The sequence below is a fragment of the Rhodococcus sp. KRD162 genome, from assembly GCF_017168335.1.
Taxonomy (GTDB): Bacteria; Actinomycetota; Actinomycetes; order Mycobacteriales; family Mycobacteriaceae; genus Rhodococcoides.
Genome location: NZ_JABFAU010000015.1, coordinates 14,075 through 38,084, shown reverse-complemented (window position 1 = coordinate 38,084; position 24,010 = coordinate 14,075). Strand labels below are relative to the sequence as shown.

The following is a 24,010-nucleotide window of genomic DNA, read 5'->3' as shown; positions in this document are numbered from 1 at the left end:
AAAGGCGAAAGCACCGATTCGACCCGCAGGATCGGTCCTGTGCGCTGGTTCGCGGCGGATCTGAGCTAGATTGCGCAGGTGAGTGAAAATCTCGATCGTGTGGATCGCCTGATCATCGACGAACTGGTGTCCGACGGCCGCGCCACGCTGGCAACGCTGGCGGAGAAGGCGTCCCTGTCCGTCTCGGCCGTCCAATCCAGAGTTCGGCGGCTCGAGTCGCGTCGCGTCATCCGTGGTTACACCGCGCAGGTGGACCCCGAGGCCCTGGGCCGGCCGTTGTCGGCGTTCGTCGCCATCACTCCGATCGATCCGGCCCAGCCGGACGATGCTCCCGCCAGACTGAAGCACCTCTCGGCCATCGAGTCCTGCCATTCGGTTGCCGGCGAGGAAAGCTACGTCCTGCTGGTTCGAGTCGAATCGCCGCGGGCGCTCGAGCGGTTGCTGCAGGAGATCCGGGCGACCGCCAACGTGCAGACCCGCAGCACGATCATTCTGCAGACGTTCTACGACCGCTGACGGCCCGCCACACGCAATCCGAGGACATCGGAAGCCGGGTGAGTCGGACTCCCACGGCGTCGCGGATGGCGTTCGCCAACGCCGGCGCGACGGGGTTGTACGGGGACTCGCTCATCGACTTTGCGCCGAACGGACCCAGGCGATCGTAGGTGTCCGCGAACACGACTTCGGTCCGAGGGATGTCCGCGAACTGCGGGACGTGGTAGCTCCGGATGGAATCGGTGGTGACCAGACCCGCACCGTCGGTACGCATGTCCTCGTACAGGGCCGTGCCGATGGCCTGAGCGACGCCACCTTCGACCTGCCCGCGGCACTGCTGCGGATTCATCACCGTTCCCGCATCCGCACTCTGCACCGACTGCAGAATTTTCACGGTGCCGGTGTCCTCGTGCACCGCCACTCGGAAAGCCTGGACGTTGAACGCCAGAGAACGCGGTAACCCACCACTGTCGCCCTCGGTGACGAGAGTGCCTCCCGCCCGTGCCAGGATCTCGTCGAGGGTGACGAACCGATCGCCGCATCGAACGCCCTCGGGTCCGAGCGTGCAGTCCGAGTGTCGGTGGCCGGTGCCGCGGGCGGCGAGATCGAGAATTCGTGCCGACAGTGCGCGGACTGCAGCGTAGAGCGCTTTGCCCGCCACCACGGTGCCCGCGGAACCGAAGGCACCGGTGTCGTAGGTGACCGCATTCGTATCGGATTGATCGACGAGGATGCGCTCGACCGAGGTGCACAGTTCACTCGCCGCGATCTGAGTGTGCACGGTGGTGGTACCGTTCCCGAATTCCGCTGTTCCGACGCGTATCTCGTAGCGACCCTCGGGCAGCAAAGCCACCGATGTCTCGGCGCGGTGCCCGCGCGGTGGAATGGTGGCGATCATGGCCACGGCCATGCCTTCGCCCACCTTCCAGCCCTCCGGCGCATGCTCACCGTTGCCGCGTCGTAGGGCTGCCTCGGCAAGGTCGATGCACTGATCGAGCCCGTAACTCCCGAACTGTAGGTCGTCCTCCTCGACATGCGCGGCGACGAGGTCGTCGCCGGGGACGATCACGTTGCGTCGGCGAAACTCGAACGGATCGAGGTCGAGTTCGCGCGCAAGATCGTCCATCGCGGACTCGATTGCGAACGCCACCTGTCCCAGTCCGTACCCCCGGAAAGCGCCGGAGGGAACATTGTTGGTGTAGACGGTCTTCGCATCCACCCGCTTGTTGGCACAGCGGTACACGGCCACGGATTCACCGCAGCCGTGGAACATCACCCCGGCACTGTGATTTCCGTACGCGCCTGCGTCGGTGAGCACATCGATCGACAGGGCAATCAAGGTGCCGTCGGCACCGGCTGCCGCGGTGACGTCGACCCGGAACGGGTGCCGGCACGGTGCGACGGTGAACTCGTCGGTCCGGGTGAACTCGAACTGCACGGGCCGTCCGGTGCGCAGGACAGCCAGGGCGACGACGTCCTCGGTCAGCAACTCCTGCTTGCCGCCGAAGCCGCCGCCGACCCGCGCCGCAAACACCCGTACGCCCGCACGCGGCAAGCCGAATATCTCGCAGATCTCCTCGCGCACCAGAAACGGAACCTGGGTGCTGGTGCGCAGGTTCAGCGTGCCGGCCTCGTCCAACCATCCGATGGTGCCGTGGGTCTCGAGGTGCACGTGCTGCACGCGCTGTGTCGTCCACCGGCCGGTCACCACCGCCGCTGCTCCCTTCACGGCAGCGTCGACGTCCCCGGTTTCACCATGCAGCTCGGCTACCAGATTTCGGGACGGGTCCGCGATTCGAGCCGATGCGTCCTTGTCTCCGTGGATCTTCGGCGCATCCGGTGCGAGCGAGGATTCCGGATCGAACACGGCGGGTAGCACGTCGTACTCGACCACCAGCGCTCGGCAGCCCTCCTGCGCGGCCGCGATCGACTCTGCGACGACGATCGCCACCCGCTGGCCGATGAAGCGCACGACCGCGTCCAGGACGTGCGTGTCGTCGGGGTCGTCGACACGGCGATCGTGTCGGGCCGTCGAAAATGCCGTCGGCGGGCTGTCTTTCGCGGTGAGGATCACGTGCACCCCCGGTACCTGCTCGGCGGCGGTGGTGTCGATCGACACTATTCGTGCATGGGCGTGCGGGCTCCCGAGCACACTGGCGTGGAGAAGTCCGGGCGGTGAATGGTCGAGGGTGTAAGGCTCGGTTCCGGTGACGATCCGGGCACTTGCCGGTGCGGCGACGGATCGTCCACACGCCGGACCGTCGAGCGTCTTGTCGATATTGCGCACCCCGCAGACAGCGTCGGCAATCGCACGGTACCCGGTACAGCGGCACAGGTTTCCCTTCAGCCGCTCGGGGAGCTCGTCCAGATCGTCCTCGGTCAAGGTTGCGGCGGTCACCACCATTCCTGCAGTGCAGAAACCACATTGGAATCCGGCGGCCTCGACGAACCGGCTCTGCATCGGATGAAGATCCTCCGGCGTGCCCAGCCCGGCAACCGTGGTGACGGATCGGTCGGCTGCACGGAACGCAGGGAAGATGCACGAATGCACCGGCTCGCCGTCGACGAGCACCGAACACGCGCCGCAGTCGCCTGCGTCGCATCCTTTCTTGACCTCGAAGTGCGCGTGCTCGCGCAGCATGGTCCGCAGACACTGACCGGGCCGGGCGGTGACGTCGGTCGGTACGCCGTTGATGTCGACGATCATGACAGTTCCTCGCGAATCTGCTGCGCTGCAGCGCAGCTGATGTGTCGACGCCAATCCGGTGCCCCGTGCGGGTCGTCGTACCAGTGTTGGGGGCCGATGGACTCGTCGAGCGCGTCCCCCAGCTCGGTGGCCGTGGGTAGGGCCGGAAAGCGCAGGACGAATGGACGTACGGTCGACGCACTGACCGTCAGGACGAACTGGCCGTCGGCATCGACTCTGCCGATCACCACCGCCGCAGATCGGCCGAGGGGCGAGAGCGCCAACTTGCGCATAGCAGTTCTCGCTTCGAGCGCGTGCCGCGGAATCATGATGCTGCGCAGCACATCTCCAGGTGCGAGCGCGTTGGCATGCGGGCCGGTGATCAGCTCGTCGATCGCGAGACGGTAGTCGTGATCGGGGCCCGAAGCCGACCACACCTGCCCGACGCCGTCGAGCGCCGCGGTCAACGAGATCATCGCACCGGCAGGCAGGCTGAGCGCGATATTGCCCCCTACGGTGGCGGTCTTCCAGATCTTGAACGAGGCCAACAACGCTGCGGCGCAGCGAGGGAACAGCTCGGTTGCCGGCCACTGGGAGTCGAACCGTGCGAGCGTCTCGATCGTGCAGGTGGCTGCGATCTCGAGCCCTGCCTCCGTCACCGACAACGGCTCCCAGCCCAATGCCGTGACGTCGACGAGGGTACGTAGATGATCCTGCTTCTCCGAGAACAACCAGGTGCCGCCCGCAAGGACCGCGGTGTCTGCTCTGCCGGGCGGCAGATCTGTGCGAGTGCTCGGAAGCAGAATGTCGTCGACAGTGCCGAGATCCATGGCCTTGGTTCACCTCATCTTCGCCTGCAGGTCCACCGCCCGGTGTGCCACCTCGAACTGTAATGAATTTCTGTTACCGATCCTCGGTGGTCTCGCGATACGCCCGAAACTCGACCGAAACAACCCGCCCATACTGTCGAGATCTACACGCTCAGCCATGGCGAGCCGAGGGAGGATCGCAATGCAGGTCAAGGACTTGCTCGACGCCACACATCTCGGCATTCGATTGCTGACCTCCGATGCCGACGCTCTGAGTCGCACGCTGAGGTGGACGTACACGACCGATCTGCTCGACCCGTCTCGCTACATCGCAGGAGGAGAACTGGTCATCACGGGTCTGGTGTGGCATCACACGCCCGCAGACAGTGAGATGTTCGTCCGGGCCGTCGCCGCATCCGGGGCATCGGCACTGGCCGCCGGGGAAGGCCTGCTCGGCCACATACCTTCGGACTTGACCGATGCATGCGAGCGGCACGGGCTACCTCTGCTCGCAGTACCCGAAACCGTCTCGTTCGGCGATGTGACCGAGTTTCTCGTCGGCCGCGTCACCGGTGACCGAATCGCCTCGCTCAACAACTCGCTCGTCCGGCAACGCCAACTGCTCACTGCGATCGCGGATGGTCGCGCCCTCGACGAACTGGCATTGCACGTCTCCAGAGAAACCGGCAGGACGTGCCTGATCTTCACCGCGACGGGACGTCGTTTGGTAGCCGAGGTGTCGGCGTTCTCCGATGCCGACGTCGACACCCTGACCCATGCGGCGTTGTCCTGTGAAAGGCTGCCTACGACAACCACTCTCAGCGGTGATGCGGTGTACAGCATCTTCGGTATCGGGCCGTCGCTCGCACAGCGAACGACCCGATGGTTTCTGGCGGTCGCGGGAGATCTGGATACGTTCCCCCCGCCGATCTCCGATGCGTTCGGACAGCTGGCCGCCATCGCCGCCCTCGACCGCGCTCGACGTGAGGAGGGGCGACTGGTCCGACGCGAGATCGCCGACCAGGCAGTGGCCCTGATCGAGGCCGACAGCACCAGCCCCGAAGCGTCGACTCGACTGCGTCAGGCGGGCGTCGACCCCGACCGTTCGCTGGTCGTCGTCAGGGTCGTGCACACCGGACGCATCGACCTACGCGAGATGTTGCGCACGGTTCTCAGCGACACGTTGACCTCGTTCGGCGGCGGCTGTGTCGGAAGCAGCAGCCACGGCGACATCGTCGCGATCGTGAACACCGACGATCCGAACATCGTCGAGACTCTACGAACCCGACTGTCTCGGTTGGGTTCCGGAATCGGACACAGTCGTCTGCTGGTAGGCGTCAGCTCGGAGGCGACCGGCAACACCGTCGACGGTGCGCTGCGATCGGCGCGGTACGCACTGGAGATGAGCAGGCAGGGCCGTGGTTCGGTCACCGTCACCGCGGGATCGCAGTTGACCTCGGCGGTGTCGATGCTGTCGGCACTACCGGACGATGTGCGTCGCTCGTTCGTCGAGCACGTTCTCGCGCCGCTGCTCGAGTATGATCGGCGCACCGACTCCGGCCTGACCGACACTCTTCGTGAGTTTCTGGCCACAGGTGGATCATGGAACCGTACGGCCGAGTCGTTGCATGTCCACCTCAACACCGTCAGGTATCGAATCAAGCGAGTCGAGGAGTTGCTCGGCCGCGATCTGAACTCGACCGAGGACAGACTGGATGTCTACCTCGCACTCAATTCGATCCCTCGATCCTCGGCCACCGGCGCGGCCTAGGATCGAAAGATGACTGGTTTCACCGGAATCCCATTCGCTGCACTGGACTTCTACGAGGACCTCGAAGCCGACAACAGCAAGCACTGGTGGAACGAACACAAACAGGTGTACGAGAGCGCCGTCAAGGGACCGATGACTGCGTTGCTCGCCGATCTCGAACCGGAGTTCGGTAGCGCCAAGATCTTCCGCCCGTACCGAGACGTTCGATTCTCCAAGGACAAGACCCCGTACAAGACCCATCAGGGTGGATTCGTAGCTCGCGGTGACAGTCTCGGGTACTACGTGCAGATAGACCCGGCCGGGCTCTTCGTCGCAGGCGGGTTCTACCACGGTTCTTCCGACGCGATCGCGCGGTACCGCCGTACCGTCGACGACGACGTGCGGGGAGCCGAACTCGAGGGGATCGTGCAGACTCTGGCCGAGGCCGGATACGAGATCGGCGGCGACAAGCTTGCTACCAAGCCTCGGGGGTACCAGCTCGATCACCCGCGGATCGACCTACTGCGCCACAAATCGCTCACCGCCGGGAAGCATTTCGGTTCACCCGACTGGTTGAAGACCCCGAAGGCCGCAATCGAAGTGCGCGATGCATGGCGTGCCCTCACGCCACTGGTGGAGTGGATTGCGGCCCTGCACACGTGAGTGCAGGTCTTTACCCGACGACCGAGAAGGTATTCCAGGCGCTTCCGGCGTCGGGGGCATCCTCGCGTTCGATCGTTGCCTGAATCAGACCGTATGGCCGATCGTCGGCGTTGAACACCTCCAGGTTGTTCTCGATACCGAATCTGCCCAGGTCGTAGACGAAGTGATGTTTGTTCGGTGCCGACATCCTGATCTCGGCGATGAACGGGAACTGCTCGAGCACGGCTTCACCCATGGCGTACAACGTCTGCTGCAGCGCCAGCGACTGCAGATTGGCGAACCGCTCGATCATCACCTCCTTCACCCCCGCGTACACCGCGTCCCATTCGACATCGGTGGTGGTGTAACGCCATTGGGCCGTCAGTGACGTGGCCATGACGCGGTCGGTGGTGGGCTCGAGAATCGTCAGGTCGTCCTCGAGAAAACCGTGGAACTCCGAACCCGTCGACTTCAGGATCACCATGTCCTTGAAGCCGCTGATCACCCACGTCTGTTGCGCATCGCCTTTGCCTTCGACGGTCACTGCCGAGGTTCGGATCTCCTCACCCTTGCGTGTCCACGTGTGATCGTGCTCGACGCCGTCGATGACCGCGCGAGCCCAGGCGTACTCTTCGAGCTCGATGAGAGCACCGTCGACGGGTTCGACATCGTCGACGTAGTGGCGAGCGAGCGCGAGGCCGTAGCTCTCGAGGTGCACCAGCCCCTTGGTCTTCGCGTACGCGTACGCCGTCTGCTTCTGGGTGTCGGTGGGCAGCACGTTGGATTGATCACCCACCAGGTGTGCGGGGGAGAAGTTGCCGCGCAGCGCGCTCGAGACGTTGATGTCGTGGATCTCGTGGCGCGGTGAGTCTCGGTAGATCCGCACGACACGGTTCTCCGCTTTGCCGTACTGATTGGATCCGAGGACGATCTTGCCGGTCAGGTCGGTCATGTCAGCTCCCGCGATAGGTCGAATAAGCAAAGGGGGACAACAGCAATGGCACGTGATAGTGAGCATCGGGATCGGCGACGGTGAACGAGATCGACACCTCGGGGTAGAAGGTCGGTGTCGCCCCCTCCTCGAAATAGTCGCCCGTGTCGAAGGACAGGCGGTAGACGCCGGGAGCGATCGGTCCCGGTACGACGTCACCGATGCGTCCGTCCCCGTCCGTGGTGGCTGTGGCGATCACGCCCTCGTCCGGGTGGAACAACCGCACCCGCATGCCCACCGCGGGTGTGCCCGAGGTGGCGTCGAGCACGTGGGTCGACAGTCCGGTCACTGCTCCGGACCCAGCATGCGGCCGAGACGAATCCGATTGATCTTCGCCAGTTCCACGCGCAGCACCCGTCTTTCGGTTTCGGCATCGTTGTCGAGTCTCTCGTCGAGAATAGCGAGCAACTCCTCCGCCGACCTCCCGGTGGCGCAGACCAAGTAGACGTGCCCGAACTTGGCTTCGTAGGCGCGATTGGCCGCGGCCAGCTTTTCCCGCACCTCGGTGCCTGCCGTCGTCACCGCGGACTGCTCGCGCTTCGACGACGGGTTGTCGGCGTTGCCGCCGATCCGAGGATGCCCGTCCAGCGCATGATCGATCTCGGCCTCGGGCAGTTCGGCGAGCACTCGATCTGCTCTGTCCAACAGCAGGTCTCGACTGTCGAAGGGTCGGCCCGAGGCGACTCGACGGGCCCAGATCGATGATGCGCAGCACTCGTACAACGCGTGCATCGCTTGCCGATCAGTGAGCCGATTGAACCCGTCGAGCCCTATCCATTCGTGTAGCACTCTCGCTCGCTATCTGAAGTCGTTGATGCGACCGAACCGCGCGGCCGCAATCGGGTTGGCATCGGCCACGAGATCATCGAATCGGTAGTTCGCGATCTTGGCTATCTCGATCATCGCGAACGACCGTTCCGCCGACGGCGCATTCTCCACCCGAGACCACCCGTTGGCCAGAACTCGATCGTAGCGTTCGGTCTCTCGGGCGCAGATCACCAGCGGGAAGCCGAAGTGTTCGCGGTATTCGGCGGCGAGCTGGACGATGTTGTCGTGTTCGTCCTCCTCGAGGTTGGACAATCCGACGTGATCGGCCGCGTTGAGGGTGCCCGTCGCATCCTCGCTGCCGAGATCCGGATAGCGCTTGATGAGTTCGATCTGTTCTTCGGTGGTGCCGGCGAGGAGTGCTTCCTGGAACGCTTCGCGCAGACCGTGAGCATCGGCGAACGGTCGTTGCTGATAGGCGCGCTCGACCACCCACGGAGTGCCCTGCACCAGTCCGCCGAAGGTATCGGCGAACTCCTCGGAGGACATCTCGTTGACCCGGTCGAGGGTGATTCCCTTCCCCGGGCCGCCGGCTACGGCCTGGCCGCGATTTCCGATGTGGAAGAACAAGACATTGAGCACGATCGCCGAGACCGCGCCGAGCACGATTCCGCTGCCGAACAGCATTTCGAGCCAATCGGGAACGCCCTCCGAGACCGTGGGCTGAATGGTCACGAGCATCGCAAGTCCGAGGCTGGTGGCGACGATGATCAGATTGCGGTGGTCGGTGAAGTCGACCTTCGACAGTGTCTGGATTCCGACCACGGCGACCGTCGCGAACAGAGCCAACGCTGCACCGCCGAGCACGGGTGGGGGGATGGACGCGACGACCGCGGCAGTCTTGGGTAACAGGCCGAGCAGAATCATGAAGCCGCCTGCCGCCGCCACCACCCACCGACTGCGAACACCGGTCAGGCGAACCAGACCGACGTTCTCGGAGAAGGCCGTGTACGGGAACGAGTTGAACGTGCCGCCGATGACGGTGGCAACTCCGTCGGCGCGCAGAGTCGCGGCGATATCGTCCTTCTTGATGCGCTTGCCGACGATCTCGCCGGTCGCATACACACTGCCGGTGGTTTCGACCGCGATGATGAGCATGACGACGATCATCGAAATGATGGCGATGACACTGAATTTGGGTACACCGAACAGGAAGGGCTGGGTGAAGCCGACCCACGACGCGTCGGACGTACCGTCGAAGTTCATGTCTCCCAGAATGAATGCCACGGCACTGCCGATCACGAGCCCCAGCAATACCGCGATGGTGGCCATGAACCCCTTGAAGAACCGTTGGATGAGCACGATGATCAACAACGTGCCGATCGCATACGCCATCCAGCGTCCGTTGGTCGGATCCTGTTCGTGGGTAGAGGGATTGGTCACCGCATCGTTCACGGCCACCGGGAGCAGAGCGACGCCGATGATCGTGATGACGGTGCCGGTCACCACCGGCGGGAAGAAGCGCAGCAACTTGCTGAAGTACGGTGCCATGAAGAAGGTGACCAGTCCGGCCACGATGACGGCCCCGTAGACGTACAGCAACCCCTCGGTGCCGCCGCCGTTGGCCATCGCGATGGCGATGACCGGTGAGACTCCGGCGAATGTCACGCCCTGCAGCAGCGGCAGACGCACACCGATCTTCCAGAACCCCACCGATTGAATGATCGACGCGATGCCGCAGGTGAACAGATCGGCGTTGATCAGGTGGATCAATTGTTCGTTGGTCAGTCCGATCGCGCTGCCGATGATGATCGGCACCAGCACCGCGCCGGCATAGAACGCGACGACGTGCTGAAATCCGTACGCTGCAAGTTTCGGAGCAGGGAGAACCTCGTCGACGGGATGGACGCGTCTGCGTGTGGTGGGCAAAACGGACATGGTGGCACCTCGCGGAAGCAACAGGGCAGGATTCCTGCGACGCTGCAGGAGAAGTGCACTAAGAATCAGCCATCACGCCTATCCTCGCTAGTCGAGCAAGTACAAACTTTTGGACGTAGTCGCCGCGGGAGTTGTGCGAATATCCAAGACGCGGCCGAATGATCGAAGGAGCAGATGTGTCGGAGTGTGCCGTCGGCGTGCTGCTGGCTGCCGGTGCAGGAACGCGGTACGGATCGCCCAAGGTGCTCGCGCACGACGGGGCGTGGCTCCGCGTGGCCGTGCAGGCATTGCGCGACGGTGGCTGTGACCGCGTGGTGGTGGTGCTGGGTGCGGCCGAGACCTCTGTGCCGGACGGTGCGACTGCTGTCCTCGCGCCCGATTGGCAGCGGGGGATGAGCGCATCGTTCAGAGCCGGGCTGGCCGCGGCGTCGAACGCGGAGTACGCGGTGGTGCACGTGGTCGATACCCCGGATGTCGGACCCGATGTGGTGCGGGCCGTGCTCGACGCGGCGGCCGAGACCGGCCTGTCACGAGCGGTGTTCGACGGACGTCCCGGCCACCCGGTGGTTCTGGCGGGCCGACATTTCGATGCAGCCGCGGCGTCGGCGTCGGGCGACTTCGGTGCGCGGAACTTCCTGCGGGGTCGAGACGATGTGGTTGCCGTCGAATGTTCGCAATGGGCAACGGGAATCGACCACGACTATCGGTGAGCTGCAGCGCCGAGATGTCGCGCACAAGTCGTGAAGCGGCTGGGCCCCTGTGCGCTGGGCGAGAGAATTGACACCCAGGCCGACTCGTGCGGCCGCCAATGAGACGAGCAGGCCCATTGCCGGACTCCCGGTGTGCTCTCTCTTCGGATTGCTCCACCGATGAAGAACACACCCTGTGGGATCTGCGACCGAACCGGGTGATGAAGCTACAAGCACCCTCGCGCGATCAAGCGAATATGCCTCTGCTACCGGGCCGGTTTTCAACGGGCGGCCGCCGGTGCACGGCGGCGGACGCCCGTTGAACGAGGGTGATCAGCTCGCTCGGCCCATCCCTAGTGAAATCCCGCCATCTACGACCAACTCTGCACCGGTGATGTACTTGGCGCGGTCGCTGGCCAAGAAGAGTGCAGCGTGTGCGACATCCCAGGCCTCTCCCATGCGACCCATGGGTACCTGCCGATCACGTTTGCGCCACATTTGTTCGACGTCGGTGCTGGTGTACGCCTCGGCGATTCCTGAGACGCTCTCCACCATCGGTGTTTTGATCAAGCCGGGCAACACGGAATTGACTCGGACACCACGGTCGGCGAATTCAGCAGCCGTGGTTCGGGACAGGTGGTTCAACGCGGCTTTGCTGGCGTAGTAGCCGGCATATGCGACTCCGCTCCATCGGATACTTGCCACAGAAGAGATGTTGACGATACTGCCACCACCTTGTTTCACCATTGCTGGAATGACATGTCGCATGGTGTTGAAGGCACCGTCGAGATTGACCTTGAAAACGCGTTCCCAGTCCGTTGGCTCGACGTCGGTGACACCTCCTACGGCAGCGATCCCGACGTTGTTGTCGAGAACATCGATGCGTCCATGCTGATCGAGAATTGTGCGGACGGCATCGGCGACCTGGCTCACGTCGGTGATATCGAGGGTCAGCACGTGGGCGTCGTTACCTTCGTCCCGGATCATTTCAGCTGTTGCCGTGGCCGATTCGGTATCCATGTCGGCGCAGATGACCGTCGCACCTTCTCTGGCGAAGGTGATGGCTGTGGCGCGGCCATTTCCTAATCCTGTTCCGATACATCCTGCTCCGGCGACGACGGCGATCTTGTTTTTCAGCTCGTTCATTGCTTTCCCTCTTGTTCAGATCTGGCGAACGGAAGTGGTCCAGAATGTCTGTCGGACTTCTTTTTTGAGCACCTTTCCGTTTACGCTGCGTGGCAAACGGTCGACGAAGAACACCTGCTTGGGCGTGCGTACGCCCCCCAATGCGTTCCGGCAGAGGGCGATGATTTCGTCTTCTCCCGCGTCGTGGCCGGGTTTGAGTTCGATGACTGCCGTGACGCGTTCGCCCCAGTCGTCATCGGGGGCACCGACCACTGCGCAGTCCTCGACAGCCGGATGGCCCCAGATCACCTGTTCGACCTGGCCAGGGTAGACATTGAAGCCTCCGGTAATGATCATGTCCTTCTTGCGATCGGTCAGGTGAAGGTAGCCCTCGCCGTCGATGCGGCCAAGGTCTCCGGTGTGCAGCCAGCCGTCCTTGATTACGTCGGCAGTTTTGATCGGGTCCTTGTAGTAGCCCTTCATCACCAGGTCGCCACGTACGCAGATCTCGCCGGTTTCGTTGTGTGCGAGTCGCTGCCCGGTGTCGGGGTCCTTCACTTCGACGTCGACCAACGGATACGGTCTGCCGCAAGAAGACAACCGGTCGTCGGGCGCAATGTTGCCGTCGACGAGGTGCTCCTCGGGTCGGAGAAAGCTGATGCCAGCAGGCGCTTCCATTTGCCCATAGCACTCGATGAAAACCGGCCCCAAACGCTCTAGGCCCAGACGCAGTTTCTCGCTCGACATCGGAGCGGCTGCATAGAGTAGGTAGCGCAGAGTCGAGGTGTCGGCCGCGCGAGTGGCCAGAACGTCGAGCAATCGGTAGACGACGGTCGGCGGTAGGAATATCTCTGTCACACCGTAGGTCTCGATCGCCGTCAGGATGAGATCCGGTGCTGCACGCTCTATGACGACGACCGTCCCGCCCCGAGCGGAAGTCTGCAGTGTCAGAACCCCGGCGGTGTGCGTCATCGGTGCCGCCGCCAGGTTCACCACAGGCTCGTGTGCTTGGTAGGTCAACGCAAGCATCTGGTGGATCACCATGACCGAAAAGCTTCGATGCGTGTTCATCACGCCCTTGGGTTCACCCGTTGTTCCTCCAGTCGGCGATACGGCGATGACATCGTCCATGCGGTAGTCGATGTCGGGCGGAGTCGCCGGATGCGCTGCGACCCAGTCGGTGAGATCGAGTGCGTTTTCGTCATCGCTCAGCGCGATCAGGGTGATGCCGGTATCGAGTTGTCGCAAGTGATCCACGTGAGCGCGGAGCGAAGGATCGTAGAACAAGACCTCGACATCGAAACGCTGTAGGAGTGTTGCGGTTTCGGTCACGGGATTCGCCGGATTGAGCGGAACCCACGCGCCGCCTGCTCGCCACACCCCGAGCACACAGATCCATGCGAGTGGCGCGTTCGGCGAGAGCACCGCGACAGTGCTCTCACGCCGTAGTCCCATGTTCAACAGGGCATTGGCGATTCGGCAGGACATCTCGCCGGCGTCCTGGTAAGTCCAGATCTCCTTGTGTGTTCGGTAGGCGATGGCTTGCGGCCCAGCACGCCATCCGCGGTCGAAGAAGTCGACGATGGCCATCGGTTATTTTCCTTTCAAGATGACGACGGAGGTGACGGCTTCTTCGCCGCGGTGAAATCCGCCCCCGTTCTCGGCCAGGGCGATTCGGGCACCGACGACCTGTCGGGCACCTGCGCGACCACGAAGTTGGTCGGTGAGCTCGAAGATCTGTCCGAGCCCCGTCGCGCCGAGTGGGTGGCCTTTGGATTCGAGGCCTCCGGAGGGATTGATCGGGATGCTGCCGCCGATGCTGGTGTGGCCGCGTTCTGCCGCCGCTCCGCCCTCGCCGGGCGGGACCAACCCGAGCATTTCCGATTGCAAGATCTCGGCGAATGCTGTTGCATCGTGCACCTCAGCCACGTCGACCTGGTCGGGCCCGACGCCGGCCTTGTCGTATGCACGTTCGGCGACGTGCTGTGCAAGATGCCCGTCGAAGGTGGTGGTGTCTCGGTCCGTGCCTGTGCCGACTACGGTGGCCAGGACCTCGATGGGGTGGTCAGCGTGCAGCCGTGCGAGTCCTGCGTCGCTGCACACGATGACCGCCGCGCCGCCGTCAGTGACCGGTGCGCACATCGGGACGGTCAAGGGATGTGACAGCCGCCGTGCTGCGAGAACGTCAGCGACCGACAGTGCGCGACGATAGTGCGCGCGGGAGTTCTCGACGGCGTGTGCGTGATTCTTGGCGCTCACTGCCGCGATCTGCTGCTGTGTCGAGCCGTAGATACGCATGTGATTTCTCGCCATCGCGGCGTAGATGTCCATGAAGATCGACCGGTGCCCGAGGTCCGGTTCGTCCAGGTCACCGCCGAGCTCCACCAGGGTCTGTTCGAGGGCACCACGATCGGTGACATCGAACCCCGCATCGAACAACGACATCGTCTTCTGCGGATCCCCGACGTGCATCTTTTCCGCGCCGACGGCCAAGGCCACGTCCGCCTCGCCCGCACGAACGTGTGTCACTGCGAGGTTGAATGCGGATGCACCGGTTGCACAGGCATTTTCGACATTGTGCACCGGTATCTTGTCGATGCCCATTCCGCGCAGAGCGATCTGCCCCGAAATGGTCGCCTGGCCTTCGAGGAACCCGTGGGCGGCGGTGGCGTAGAACGCCGCGTCGATCATGCCGATATTCGCCGTGACGTCAGCGTCGCTGAGTGCGTCGCGGGTTGCACTTCGTGCAAGGTCGTAGTTGGAACTGTCAGGGTGTATCCCGAAGGGGGTCATTCCCACTCCGGCGACCCATACGCGTGAACTCATGTATTTCTTTCGTGGTCTGTTTCTGTGTACCTGCGATAGAGAACCGAAATCTATTATCGGAGAGCGCTTTTGCCAGTTTCCGGAAGGAAGAGATAGACCGCTGTGCTCACGGCTGCGACCGCCGCGATGTACCAGGCGAAGCGATCGCCTTGCCCGATCTCCACCAACCACGTTGCAATGTAGGGGCCCGTTCCACCGAATACCGCCACGGCCAACGCGTACGGGAATCCGATGCCGGAACTTCGCAGTCTGGACGGAAAGAGCTCCGCGACTATAGCTGCGCTGATACTTGCCCATGCTGCGATGAAAAGCAGGCCCGTGATCTGGACGAACAGCAAACTCCCCATGGTGGGTTGTAGGGAGGACAGCAGCGGGACCGTCGCGATGGTGAAGAACAGCCCGAACGTGACGAGCAGGGGTTTGCGGCCGACCCGGTCCGACAATGCACCGAACAACGGCAACGCGAGCAAGAAGATCGTCAGGGAGATCACGCCGGTGATCAGGCCCTTCTGCACATCGAAGCCGACCGTGATACTGGCGTAGGTCGGAAGGTAAGCGGTCCAAACGTAGAAGGCAAGAGCTGGCGCAGCGGTGAGACCGAAGATCTGTAGAGCGGACTTGGGGTGCTCTCGGAAGAAGTCGAACATGCCGACGCGGGCGCTCTTGGGCTTGTCGATGACGTCCTCGTGCAGGGTTTCTTGGGCGTGTCGGCGCACCCACAGGCCGACCATGGCCGCAACCGATCCGAGGATGAACGGAATGCGCCAACCCCAGGACGTCAAGTTCTCCGAGGACAGAGTGGTGGCAAGGAGGGCACTGAGGCCGATGGCGGTGAGGTTGGCCGACGTCGCGCTGATGTAGAGAACGCTCGAGAACAGCCCGCGTCGACCGGGTGGGGCCGACTCGACGATGAAAGCCGAACCGGCCGCGTATTCGCCACCTGCGGATGCGCCTTGGATGATGCGGGCGATCAGCAGAATGATCGGTGCCGCGACACCGATCTGTTCGTAGGTGGGTACAGCGCCGATCATCAAGGACCCAATGCCCATGCCGACGATTGTTCCGCTCAGCGCACGCCGTCGACCGAATCGATCTGCCAGAACACCGATGACGAGCCCGCCGACCGGCCGAGCGAAGAACCCTACCGCGAAGATCGCGAGCGTCGACAACAGAGGAAGGAGGCTGTCTTCGCTCGTTTTGGGAAAGAACTGACCCGCGAAGTATATGGCCAGAATGGAGTAGATGTACCAGTCGAACCACTCCACAGCATTGCCAACCGATACGGCCACGAGCTGACGGGCCCGATTCGGCGGCTTCACGAGAACAGTTCGGTTCGAGCTGAGTTGTTTTTCGGTCACAGTTGTCTCCGGTACGCGATGGCGGCCTCCGTGGCCGCTGGTGGGCGTCGAGCGGTGGTGCTGCACGACGACTCAACTATGCGATCCAGATCACACCGAAACTACGGACAGGGGACCAAGGTTCGGCTGCGCTGTTCGTAACTGGCTACGAAGTTGCGATGTCGTCAGATCGGAGGGCCCACGACAGTTCGATGATCGTGTCGGTGTTCGACAGTGATTCGCCGGTCAGTTCCTCGAACCGCGCAAGGCGGTATCGCAAGGTATTGACATGCACGTGCATCGCATCAGCGGCAAGGGGGATGCTGCGGTTGTGTTCCAAGAAGGCTCGTACTGCAGCGATGATCGGTGCTGCCGAACCGCGCGTTCTGTGCAACGGATCGAGGTGGCGCTTGCGAAGAAAAGCGGCGAGTTCGGAATCCATCGGCACCCCGAGCCGCCACCCAAGAGTGTCGAGGCTGTGCACCCCCAATTCGGTGGGAGCTGTCGCATCGAGCACGCGTTCGGCAACGGCGAACGCATTGTGCAGGCGAGCCGGCTCAGTCGCCGGGCCTACAGCGAGGGCAACATCGTCGATTGCCTTCGGTATTCGCGACATCAGTCCCAGGAGCTGTTGTCCCTTCGGCACGACGATGCACACCTCACCTCGCGAGTGACCGGCGAGGGCTCGTTGGAGTGTCGCCGAATCTGCGGCATCGGTGCGGCGAGTGACAAACGGAACATACAATTCGTGACGATCGAGCCCGAGTACGGCCATCCCGCGGTCGAAGGACTCGGCCGCAACAGGGCCGGCCAAAAGTGCCAGCAGCATCTCGTCCCTCAGGCGTTGTTCGGCCAGTTCGCTCGCCACTCCGTACTGTCGGTAGCTGGATGCCGCTTGGGCCGAGAAGACGTCGCCGAGTTTCCACAACACGCGCGTCAATCGGACCACCTCGGATCCTTCGATCTTCAGTTCTGCGGCGAGCTCCACGAGGCGATCCTGAATGCATGAAATCGACACGCGAAACCCGGCCATCACATCCTCGATGGGGACTCCGGCACGCAGCCTCTCCTTGATGGAGGTGTCGGCTTCCCAGATGTCCTGCATTTCTGGCACTGTGCCGTCTCGAAGCGTGCGCACCGCTCTACGTAAGTTGCGTTCAGCGGCCGCTGCGATGGCAGCGTCGGAAACTGAAGCATATGCAGTGATTTCTTCTCGGATGCGCGACACCGTGGGGCCGACCACGTGCCCGTCGGCCTCCAGGGCATTCAGCAGCGCCGAAGTAGCGCGAGGCACGGTCATCTGTTCATGATGGCCGACGGCAAACGCGAAGCCCAGTTCGCCCACGCCGCACCCCTCGCATCCCACCCGGACAGCGATGAAATGCCTTGGCCCGAATACACCGATTCAGTGATGGCCGGTTGCGTGCCGTTGATACGAAATTCCTGAGGCACCACAGAACAAAACTCGTCACAGAAAATTCATGACCTCATGCGAAGTGCATCCGCGTCGAGTATTGCGCGTAGTGGCTTCTGGGCGTCCTCGGTGCAGCCCTTGCTGATCTGCTTGTCCGGGATCTTGGTGTGGCCGAGAAAGATGCCGCGTGCCTTGTCGGTATCGTTCAAGGTACTGCTCAGATGCAGACAGATCGACGCTGCGCCGCCCACGAGTACTGTGGCACTGGTGTTTTCGCCGATAGCCGCGGGGAGGTGTCGTTTCGTGGGATCTGTGACATCGCCGTCCATCGGACGACCACGACGGAGTTGTCCACGTCCGTGCTGCAGAGGTTTGGGCGGACTCGATGCCGTGACCAATGCCGCAGTCGGAGTTGCCCGTTCGTGAGGTTTGCGTATGATCTCGATTGTGTGGTTTTCGCATTCGGCAGCTAGGGCGAGAAACAGTCCTTGTCCAATTCCGCGTTGGCCGCGTGGGATGTACTCGCAGAGTTCACCTGCCCTCGAGCACGACGTCCTAGGGCTCGGGCATCGCTCGTCACAGTCCATCGCGTCTTTATCGCAACGGAGGAAACTATGAACGATTACGCTGCAAAAATTCGCCGGCTGCAGGAACTGGGCCCGCGTAGCTCGGGCAACGATGCCCACCGTGCGCTCATCGAGGAGGTCGCACTTGACCTGACCGACCTGGGTCTCGATGTGAATCGGGACTCGCACTCGTTCGAGCGGTGGGATGCCACCCCCGACCAGATAGGCCTTACCGTCAAGGGGCGCAGCATCGTTCTGAGTTCGGCGTGGTCATATTCTGGCAAAACACCGGCAGCGGGGGTTACCGGGCCACTGATCATGCTGCGCGGACGATTGAAGAACTGGAAATCGGCGTCCGGCAAGATCGCCGTGATCGAGGCCCGCAACATCGACGTTCCGGCTCATCTGCTCTTCGACACGTGGGGCGGGGAATTGCCGTTTCACACGCTCTCGAATCCCGTCGTCGGGTCGGAACTCGCTGGAACCGACTTGGCGAGAGCACGCAAAGCGGGGGTCCTCGGCGTTGTCGCCATCTGGCGCGACCTCCCCGATAGCGCCGCGCATGCCCAGTACCTCCCGTTCACCCGTGACTACCAGGGGATTCCAGCGGTGTGGGCACCCGAGTCCGAAGCGGACGCCCTCGTTCGTGCTGCCGAAGCGGGGGAAGAAGCCACACTGACACTCGCTGCTGACCGGACACCCGGAGCCTCGATGGACACGCTGTGGGCCGTCTCGCCCGGCACGGGACCGCAGGCGAAGGAAGCAGTTCTGGTCGTCACTCACAGCGACGGCGGGAACGCAGTCGAAGAAAACGGTCATCTCGCTCTCCTGGCGCTTGCACACGAGGCAGTGACCGTCCCGCACAACCGGACGATTGTGTTCGTCTACACCGCCGGTCACCTGCGCATTCCTGCCGTCACCAAGCACGGACAAGCCACGACCGCCTGGCTCGACAAGCACCCCGAACTGTGGTCACCGACGGGCGGCGGACTTCATGCCGTTGCTGGCCTCGCGATCGAGCACCTCGGAGCGAAGCATTACAGTGTCGACTCGACTTCCGGTCACTACGGACCAAGCGGCACCTTGGAACCGGAGCTGCTCTACGCAACGACCGCTGAACTCGCCGAACTCGTGCGTAGCACCTGGAGTGGCGTCGAAGTCGGGAAAGGACACCCCGTCAAGCCCGGGCCGATCGTGCAGTTCGGAGAAGGCGAACCCCTGTTGCAGCACCACATACCCGCTGTCTCCCTTATCACTATGCCGCAGTATCTACTCGCCGAAACGAACGACGATGTCGTCGACATAGACGCCCTCAGTCGGCAAGTCGACAGCTTCCGCAAGTTACAGACGCATCTTGCGGGCAGCGTCGACAGCTCCGCTTTCGGAAAAGTCACAGTGCCCGGCAAAGTGAAGAAGCTATTCGCCGCCATCCGAGCGTTTCGATACGCTTCTTCACACTGATCGTCGACTTCGTCCACGTTCTTTCTGCCCGAGTTGATTGCGGCTCGCTGAATCCCCGCTGCGCAATTCGTCGTACCTCTGACGCTCGCCGCGAACTGGTTCGTCATCAACCGGCCTGCCCAGCTCCTACAACCTGTCGATCGACTGAACGAGTTTCCACAACGCGGGGTGTAGTTCGACAAGGCCATCCGGCTGGTCTCGTAGCCAACGCTCGAGCTCGCCGGTCACCGCCAGCGGTTCCGCGACAATATGATTCTGCCCCTCGGCGTCGGGAGACTGACCGAATCCGAACAAGATGTCCGACCACGGGGAACTGGGGTCGATCAGAGCACGCATCGTTTCCCGCTGCGTATCCGCAGTCCATCGTGCCAGTGTGACGCATATGGAGTTCGCGTCGTAGAGCTGGTGGAGTACTGCCGTTGCGGCGGCACGATCGGATACCAGAAACACGAAAACGTAACTGCCGTCTTCTATCTCGACGGAGGTCCGCGAAACGACAACGCCAGAACTGCGCAGCTCTTTCTCCTCGTCCGTCCACTCCTTGCGCGGATTCGGATGGCCGACCCATCCACCGGAAGGGGCATCGCAGGGTACGGCCGGGCGATCAACAGACTCGCCCGGCACCGGCGACCGGTCGAGGATCTCCGCATCAGTCAATTCGATTCCACGGCCACGCCAGCGACCACGAATCGCCACCCAAGGGCGTACGGGATTCACCTGTGTCGCCAGCGTCTCCGCAACCGAACCTGTCAACTGTACAGCCTTGTCTGACAGTCCATCTGGCGGCTCGAAGCCCGCACCCATGAAGTAGGGCTTGCCATCTTCGATGGCAACCGCGCCGTGCCCACCGATCTCGACACCGTCATCGAAGAGCTGCCGGTCCAGCATGTCGATCTCCTTGTTCCTCGATCGAACAGTTCGCTACCCGGTCCGTTATACCGTCTCCGGCGGACAGAACGACCTGGTTCTGGCCCTCCTCGCGACAGACGAGAAAAGGGTGTCCCGCTCAACATCACCAGCGTGGGAGCAGGTCGGAGGATCAGGGAACGGTCCCATTTTCACAACGGGTCGAACTCCTGGCGAACCGAGTCGCCCCCGTCGTGCGCCTTTTGCGTACCTCCAGGTACGCAAAAGGCGCACGACGGGGTGCTATGTCCAGGCCGCCGCGATTGCGTCGATCATGCCGTCGAACTGATGTCCACCGGTCGGGAATTCGATCACTCTCGCCGACGGCAGAACCGTCGAGTTCGACGCCAGGTGAGAAACGGGAACCACGTCGTCGTCCCCGCAGTGCAGGAGCGCCAGATCTGTTTCGGGCTCGGGCCCGGTGAACGCGTAGTCGGCGACGTCCCACCCTCGCGGAGTCCAGTCCGGCATCGCCAGCAGAGTGGCCCGCACGGGCCACGGCCTGTGACGTTCTGCCAAGACCCTGACGAGGATCGACGCGCCGAAGGAATGCGCAATCACCGAATCCTCAGGTCCGAGCTGGTCCAGGTGTCGGCGAACCGGTTCGGCCCAGTCCTCGAAACCCATTGCGGTGTCGGATAGCTCGGGCATCCGAAGGTCGAGACCGAGAGCGTCGGCCAACCCGTGCGCCAGCTCCGCGTCGTCGACGAATCCGCCGGCACCATGAACGAACAGAAGTGCTCCTACCACGCTGGGTTCCTTTCCGAGGCGATGTTGTCATAGGAGAAGACCGAATTACGGTGATGAATTCACCGGTTGACTCGTATTCGGGGTCCGTGCGAGCATCATTGGCAGCGTCGCGTGTCGATGACGGACTGCGTCAGGCATGGAGGCGTCGTACTGCCCAGGAGGCAGCGAGTGTCCATTTCGTTCGATCACACCATCGTTGTTGCGAAGAACAGTTCCGATTCTGCGGCGTTCTTTCGCGAGCTGTTCGCTCTGCCGGAAGCGCCATCTTGGGGGCCGTTCGTCAACGTGCAACTCACCGATGGAACTCTCGTTCAATTCGCCGAGCCGCCCTTCGACGATATTCAAGTTCAGCACTATGCGTTTCGGGTCAGCGACGATCTGTTCGACGCGGCTTACACCAGGCTGGAAGACCTTGGCGTCGAACACTGGGCCGACCCTCGGATGACCGAACCCGGTAAGGTCAACACCGACCACGGGGGCCGCGGAGTGTATTTCCGCGACCCGACCGGGCACTTCTTCGAGATGCTGACGCACTCGTACCTGCCGACGCCGGGTGAGCCGGTACCGTAGCCACTGTGGCCGAACAACAGCATGTTTCGATGACGAGGACGGCCTACGACACCGTTGCCGAAAGCTATGCCGACCTCGTTCGCGACGAACTCGACGGTAAGCACCTCGAGCACGGTCTGTTGGCGACGTTCGCACAAAGAGTTCCAGTAGGTGAGGTTCTCGAGGTCGGCTGTGGAACCGGCCGCGTCACCGAGCATCTGCACCGACTCGGCCTCGACGTAGCGGGGATGGACTTGTCGCCCAACATGATCGAGGTTGCGCGGCGTGAATACCCACACCTGAGATTCGATGTCGGATCGATGGAGGCACTGGACGCCGGGGACGGAGCCCTCGCCGGCATCGTGGCCTGGTATTCGATCATCCACACGCCGCCCGAGCGGCTGCCAGCGGTATTCGCCGAACTGAACCGAGCGTTGGAAGCAGATGGTCTGCTGCTGCTGGCATTTCAATCCGGCGACGAGCGAGTGCGGCTCGAACATGTTTACGGACACTCGGTCTCGTACGACGCCTACCGACTGGACCCGGACGATATCGAAAAGATGCTGGTCGACGCCGGCTTCGAGATCGAGGTTCGAGTGCACCGGGCTCCGGTGGGATACGAGCCGACACCGCAGGCCTATCTGATGGCGCGCACACGAACGAGACGGTAGTGATCCTCGGACCGGACGCACCGTTGCCCCGTTGTTTCTGTGGCTCGACCTACCGCGCCGAACAGTCATGCGGCAGGTGATGATTCGGACGCTACGGCGAAGGCTCGGTAGGCGCGAGCTGTGGAACGGCAACATCGAACCCTCCCTGCACCGCATCTTCTTCGACCGCGAGCACGTCGTTCGGTGGGCATGGAACACCTACCGGTCGACGACCGAGCGAGTGCAGCGACTGAGTGTGCGCCGCCCGGAGCTGACGATTGTTCGCTTCCGTTCGCACCGGGACGTGGACGTATGGATTGCGCACGAGCTGATTCCGCTGACGCGGTAATGGTTGTCAGCAGCCCAATCGTGTTGCGAGAGAATCGATCGAGTCGACGCTGTGTGTCCACTCGGCTTCGGCGGTGAGGTCGGTGGTCTGACTGGGACCGTGCTCGAGGGGACGGGCGACGAATGCCGTTGCGAAGCCGCAGCCCGCGGCCGCCGCGAGGTCACTGTTGTGCGCGGCCACCATCATGCACTCGCTCGGCTCGAGATCCAGAAGATCTGCGGTGCGGAGATACGCGTCGGGCATGGGCTTGTAGGCCTGGACTGGTTCTGCTCCGAGGATTGCGTCCCACGGCAGTCCGGCGTTCTTCGCCATGTCGAGCAGCAGCGAGATATTGCCGTTGGAGAGCGGGGCGATGATGAACTCGGTGCGCAGCCGGGAGAGTCCGGGAATCGAATCCGGCCAGGGGTCCAGTCGGTGCCACGACCGATTCAACACATCCACGTCGTTCTCGTTCAACCGAACGCCGAACTCCGAGAGCACGAGTCGGAGAGATTCCAGATGCAGTACGTCGAGCCGGGTGAAGGGCCGGCGGCCGGAGCGCACCTCTTCCATCGCCGGTTGGTACAGGCTGCGCCAGCGGTCGGCGAAGGCAACACTGTCGACATCCGGACCACACATGGATCGCACCTCGCGGGCGACGCTGGTGCGCCAGTCGACGACGGTGCCGAACACGTCGAACAGGAGAGCCTTCAACGATCCTTCTTCTTTTTCTTCTTCTTCGTGGATTGCCCGCCGGCGGACAAGAGCGCGCCGGCAAGCGGAATGAGAAGGAAGAACAGCCATTTCTGGTCGAAATCGGTGAGGAAGAACAACGCCAAGGAACCGAAGATGACCAGTGGCATCACCACTGCGGCCCAGTCGACACCGCCGCCGCCGGTGTCGGCCGAAACTTCCGACTTCCCGAGCTGAACGGGCTTGCGGGACGTGTCCGCGGCCGCGGGGAGATCGACGAAGACCTTGTCGAGCTCCCCACGCGTCATGGCGGAAGCGATGCTGGCACTGCGCTCGTCGAACTCGGGAACCGTCAGACGGCCCTCGCTGAAGTGCTGGCTCAACGCCTCGAGTGCTTTTTCCCGGTCGACTGTGCCGATACGAATTTCTGGAGGCTCCGACATGGCTACAGGGTAGCGCGACCCGAGTTTCGAATCAGTGCCGAATTCCGCTTCGAGTCACGGACGTGTCGTCACTTGATTTCGGTGAGGACGGTGCCTTGGGTGATGGCGTCGCCTGCGGTGACGGTCAGGCCGGTGATGGTGCCTGCTTTGTGGGCGTTGACGGGGTTTTCCATTTTCATCGCTTCGAGGACGGCGAT

Annotated in this window: 25 protein-coding genes; 8 read left to right on the top strand and 17 right to left on the bottom strand. The window is 62.8% G+C overall.

The window, feature by feature from the left end; all coding sequences use genetic code 11:
• Positions 1 to 78: 78 nt before the first annotated feature.
• Complete coding sequence (locus tag J1M87_RS20965) at positions 79 to 516, top strand: Lrp/AsnC family transcriptional regulator (RefSeq protein ID WP_032376860.1); 438 nt, start codon at positions 79 to 81, stop codon at positions 514 to 516.
• Here the strand turns inward: J1M87_RS20965 and J1M87_RS20960 are convergent.
• Together J1M87_RS20960 and J1M87_RS20955 are read right to left on the bottom strand one after the other, a co-directional pair.
• Entirely contained in the window at positions 488 to 3,202 is a 2,715-nt protein-coding gene (locus J1M87_RS20960) for a molybdopterin cofactor-binding domain-containing protein (protein WP_206491646.1), read from the bottom strand. The genes J1M87_RS20965 and J1M87_RS20960 overlap by 29 nt on opposite strands.
• On the bottom strand, positions 3,199 to 4,011 hold the full coding sequence (locus J1M87_RS20955; protein WP_206491644.1) for an FAD binding domain-containing protein: 813 nt from the start codon (positions 4,009 to 4,011) through the stop codon (positions 3,199 to 3,201). The genes J1M87_RS20960 and J1M87_RS20955 overlap by 4 nt, the downstream gene beginning before the upstream one ends.
• Before the next feature lie 181 nt (positions 4,012 to 4,192).
• Between J1M87_RS20955 and J1M87_RS20950 the strand changes: the two genes are divergently transcribed.
• Positions 4,193 to 5,761, top strand: coding sequence for a PucR family transcriptional regulator (locus J1M87_RS20950; RefSeq protein ID WP_206491642.1), 1,569 nt, complete (start codon positions 4,193 to 4,195; stop codon positions 5,759 to 5,761).
• A 9-nt stretch (positions 5,762 to 5,770) separates the two neighbouring features.
• On the top strand, positions 5,771 to 6,403 hold the full coding sequence (locus tag J1M87_RS20945; protein WP_206491640.1) for a DUF2461 domain-containing protein: 633 nt from the start codon (positions 5,771 to 5,773) through the stop codon (positions 6,401 to 6,403).
• A gap of 10 nt (positions 6,404 to 6,413) precedes the next feature.
• On the opposite strand, the gene pucL is transcribed toward J1M87_RS20945, so the two are convergent.
• From pucL to uraD (J1M87_RS20925), 4 genes are read right to left on the bottom strand one after another with little or no spacing between them, the layout of a single operon-like run.
• On the bottom strand, positions 6,414 to 7,334 hold the full coding sequence (gene pucL, locus J1M87_RS20940; protein WP_206491638.1) for a factor-independent urate hydroxylase: 921 nt from the start codon (positions 7,332 to 7,334) through the stop codon (positions 6,414 to 6,416).
• A gap of 1 nt (position 7,335) precedes the next feature.
• Complete coding sequence (uraH, locus tag J1M87_RS20935) at positions 7,336 to 7,662, bottom strand: hydroxyisourate hydrolase (protein WP_206491636.1); 327 nt, start codon at positions 7,660 to 7,662, stop codon at positions 7,336 to 7,338.
• Complete coding sequence (gene uraD / locus J1M87_RS20930; RefSeq protein ID WP_206491633.1) at positions 7,659 to 8,162, bottom strand: 2-oxo-4-hydroxy-4-carboxy-5-ureidoimidazoline decarboxylase; 504 nt, start codon at positions 8,160 to 8,162, stop codon at positions 7,659 to 7,661. The genes uraH and uraD (J1M87_RS20930) overlap by 4 nt, the downstream gene beginning before the upstream one ends.
• A gap of 9 nt (positions 8,163 to 8,171) precedes the next feature.
• On the bottom strand, positions 8,172 to 10,076 hold the full coding sequence (gene uraD / locus J1M87_RS20925) for a 2-oxo-4-hydroxy-4-carboxy-5-ureidoimidazoline decarboxylase (RefSeq protein ID WP_206491631.1): 1,905 nt from the start codon (positions 10,074 to 10,076) through the stop codon (positions 8,172 to 8,174).
• A gap of 176 nt (positions 10,077 to 10,252) precedes the next feature.
• Between uraD (J1M87_RS20925) and J1M87_RS20920 the strand changes: the two genes are divergently transcribed.
• Entirely contained in the window at positions 10,253 to 10,786 is a 534-nt protein-coding gene (locus J1M87_RS20920; RefSeq protein WP_206491629.1) for an NTP transferase domain-containing protein, read from the top strand.
• A 312-nt stretch (positions 10,787 to 11,098) separates the two neighbouring features.
• Here the strand turns inward: J1M87_RS20920 and J1M87_RS20915 are convergent, their stop codons facing one another.
• From J1M87_RS20915 to J1M87_RS20890, 6 genes are all read right to left on the bottom strand, one after another.
• On the bottom strand, positions 11,099 to 11,911 hold the full coding sequence (locus J1M87_RS20915; protein WP_241257300.1) for an SDR family NAD(P)-dependent oxidoreductase: 813 nt from the start codon (positions 11,909 to 11,911) through the stop codon (positions 11,099 to 11,101).
• Between the two features lie 15 nt (positions 11,912 to 11,926).
• Complete coding sequence (locus J1M87_RS20910; RefSeq protein ID WP_206491627.1) at positions 11,927 to 13,480, bottom strand: class I adenylate-forming enzyme family protein; 1,554 nt, start codon at positions 13,478 to 13,480, stop codon at positions 11,927 to 11,929.
• A 3-nt stretch (positions 13,481 to 13,483) separates the two neighbouring features.
• Positions 13,484 to 14,716: a thiolase family protein gene (locus J1M87_RS20905; RefSeq protein ID WP_206491624.1), complete on the bottom strand. Its 1,233-nt coding sequence runs from the start codon at positions 14,714 to 14,716 to the stop codon at positions 13,484 to 13,486.
• A 53-nt stretch (positions 14,717 to 14,769) separates the two neighbouring features.
• Complete coding sequence (locus J1M87_RS20900; RefSeq protein WP_307830893.1) at positions 14,770 to 16,074, bottom strand: MFS transporter; 1,305 nt, start codon at positions 16,072 to 16,074, stop codon at positions 14,770 to 14,772.
• 145 nt (positions 16,075 to 16,219) lie between these two features.
• Positions 16,220 to 17,353 (bottom strand): CdaR family transcriptional regulator, encoded by a 1,134-nt coding sequence (locus J1M87_RS20895; protein WP_206491622.1) that lies wholly within the window; start codon positions 17,351 to 17,353, stop codon positions 16,220 to 16,222.
• A 179-nt stretch (positions 17,354 to 17,532) separates the two neighbouring features.
• A complete protein-coding gene (locus J1M87_RS20890; RefSeq protein ID WP_206491620.1) occupies positions 17,533 to 17,796 on the bottom strand; it encodes a hypothetical protein in 264 nt (87 codons plus the stop codon).
• Positions 17,797 to 18,081: 285 nt separating this feature from the next.
• On the opposite strand from J1M87_RS20890, the gene J1M87_RS20885 reads away from it, so the two are divergent.
• On the top strand, positions 18,082 to 19,494 hold the full coding sequence (locus J1M87_RS20885; protein ID WP_206491618.1) for a hypothetical protein: 1,413 nt from the start codon (positions 18,082 to 18,084) through the stop codon (positions 19,492 to 19,494).
• A 126-nt stretch (positions 19,495 to 19,620) separates the two neighbouring features.
• On the opposite strand, the gene J1M87_RS20880 is transcribed toward J1M87_RS20885, so the two are convergent.
• Together J1M87_RS20880 and J1M87_RS20875 are read right to left on the bottom strand one after the other, a co-directional pair.
• A complete protein-coding gene (locus tag J1M87_RS20880) occupies positions 19,621 to 20,382 on the bottom strand; it encodes a hypothetical protein (protein ID WP_206491616.1) in 762 nt (253 codons plus the stop codon).
• Positions 20,383 to 20,643: 261 nt separating this feature from the next.
• Positions 20,644 to 21,150, bottom strand: a complete 507-nt coding sequence (locus tag J1M87_RS20875; RefSeq protein ID WP_206491614.1) for an alpha/beta fold hydrolase — start codon at positions 21,148 to 21,150, stop codon at positions 20,644 to 20,646.
• A 168-nt stretch (positions 21,151 to 21,318) separates the two neighbouring features.
• Between J1M87_RS20875 and J1M87_RS20870 the strand changes: the two genes are divergently transcribed.
• The 3 genes from J1M87_RS20870 to J1M87_RS20860 are packed head-to-tail and all read left to right on the top strand — an operon-like array spanning position 21,319 to position 22,698.
• Positions 21,319 to 21,720 carry a VOC family protein gene (locus J1M87_RS20870; RefSeq protein ID WP_206491612.1) on the top strand — a complete coding sequence of 134 codons (402 nt, stop codon included), beginning with the start codon at positions 21,319 to 21,321 and terminating at the stop codon, positions 21,718 to 21,720.
• Between the two features lie 5 nt (positions 21,721 to 21,725).
• Positions 21,726 to 22,370, top strand: a complete 645-nt coding sequence (locus J1M87_RS20865) for a methyltransferase domain-containing protein (protein ID WP_307830892.1) — start codon at positions 21,726 to 21,728, stop codon at positions 22,368 to 22,370.
• 31 nt (positions 22,371 to 22,401) lie between these two features.
• Positions 22,402 to 22,698 (top strand): hypothetical protein, encoded by a 297-nt coding sequence (locus J1M87_RS20860; protein ID WP_206491610.1) that lies wholly within the window; start codon positions 22,402 to 22,404, stop codon positions 22,696 to 22,698.
• Positions 22,699 to 22,704: 6 nt separating this feature from the next.
• On the opposite strand, the gene J1M87_RS20855 is transcribed toward J1M87_RS20860, so the two are convergent.
• From J1M87_RS20855 to J1M87_RS20845, 3 genes are all read right to left on the bottom strand, one after another.
• Positions 22,705 to 23,391, bottom strand: a complete 687-nt coding sequence (locus J1M87_RS20855) for a haloacid dehalogenase type II (RefSeq protein WP_241257299.1) — start codon at positions 23,389 to 23,391, stop codon at positions 22,705 to 22,707.
• Positions 23,388 to 23,813, bottom strand: a complete 426-nt coding sequence (locus tag J1M87_RS20850; protein ID WP_206491606.1) for a DUF1707 domain-containing protein — start codon at positions 23,811 to 23,813, stop codon at positions 23,388 to 23,390. Before J1M87_RS20850 ends, J1M87_RS20855 begins: the two co-directional genes overlap by 4 nt.
• Positions 23,814 to 23,881: 68 nt before the next feature.
• Positions 23,882 to 24,010 carry an acetyl-CoA carboxylase biotin carboxyl carrier protein subunit gene (locus J1M87_RS20845; protein ID WP_374222412.1) on the bottom strand — a complete coding sequence of 43 codons (129 nt, stop codon included), beginning with the start codon at positions 24,008 to 24,010 and terminating at the stop codon, positions 23,882 to 23,884.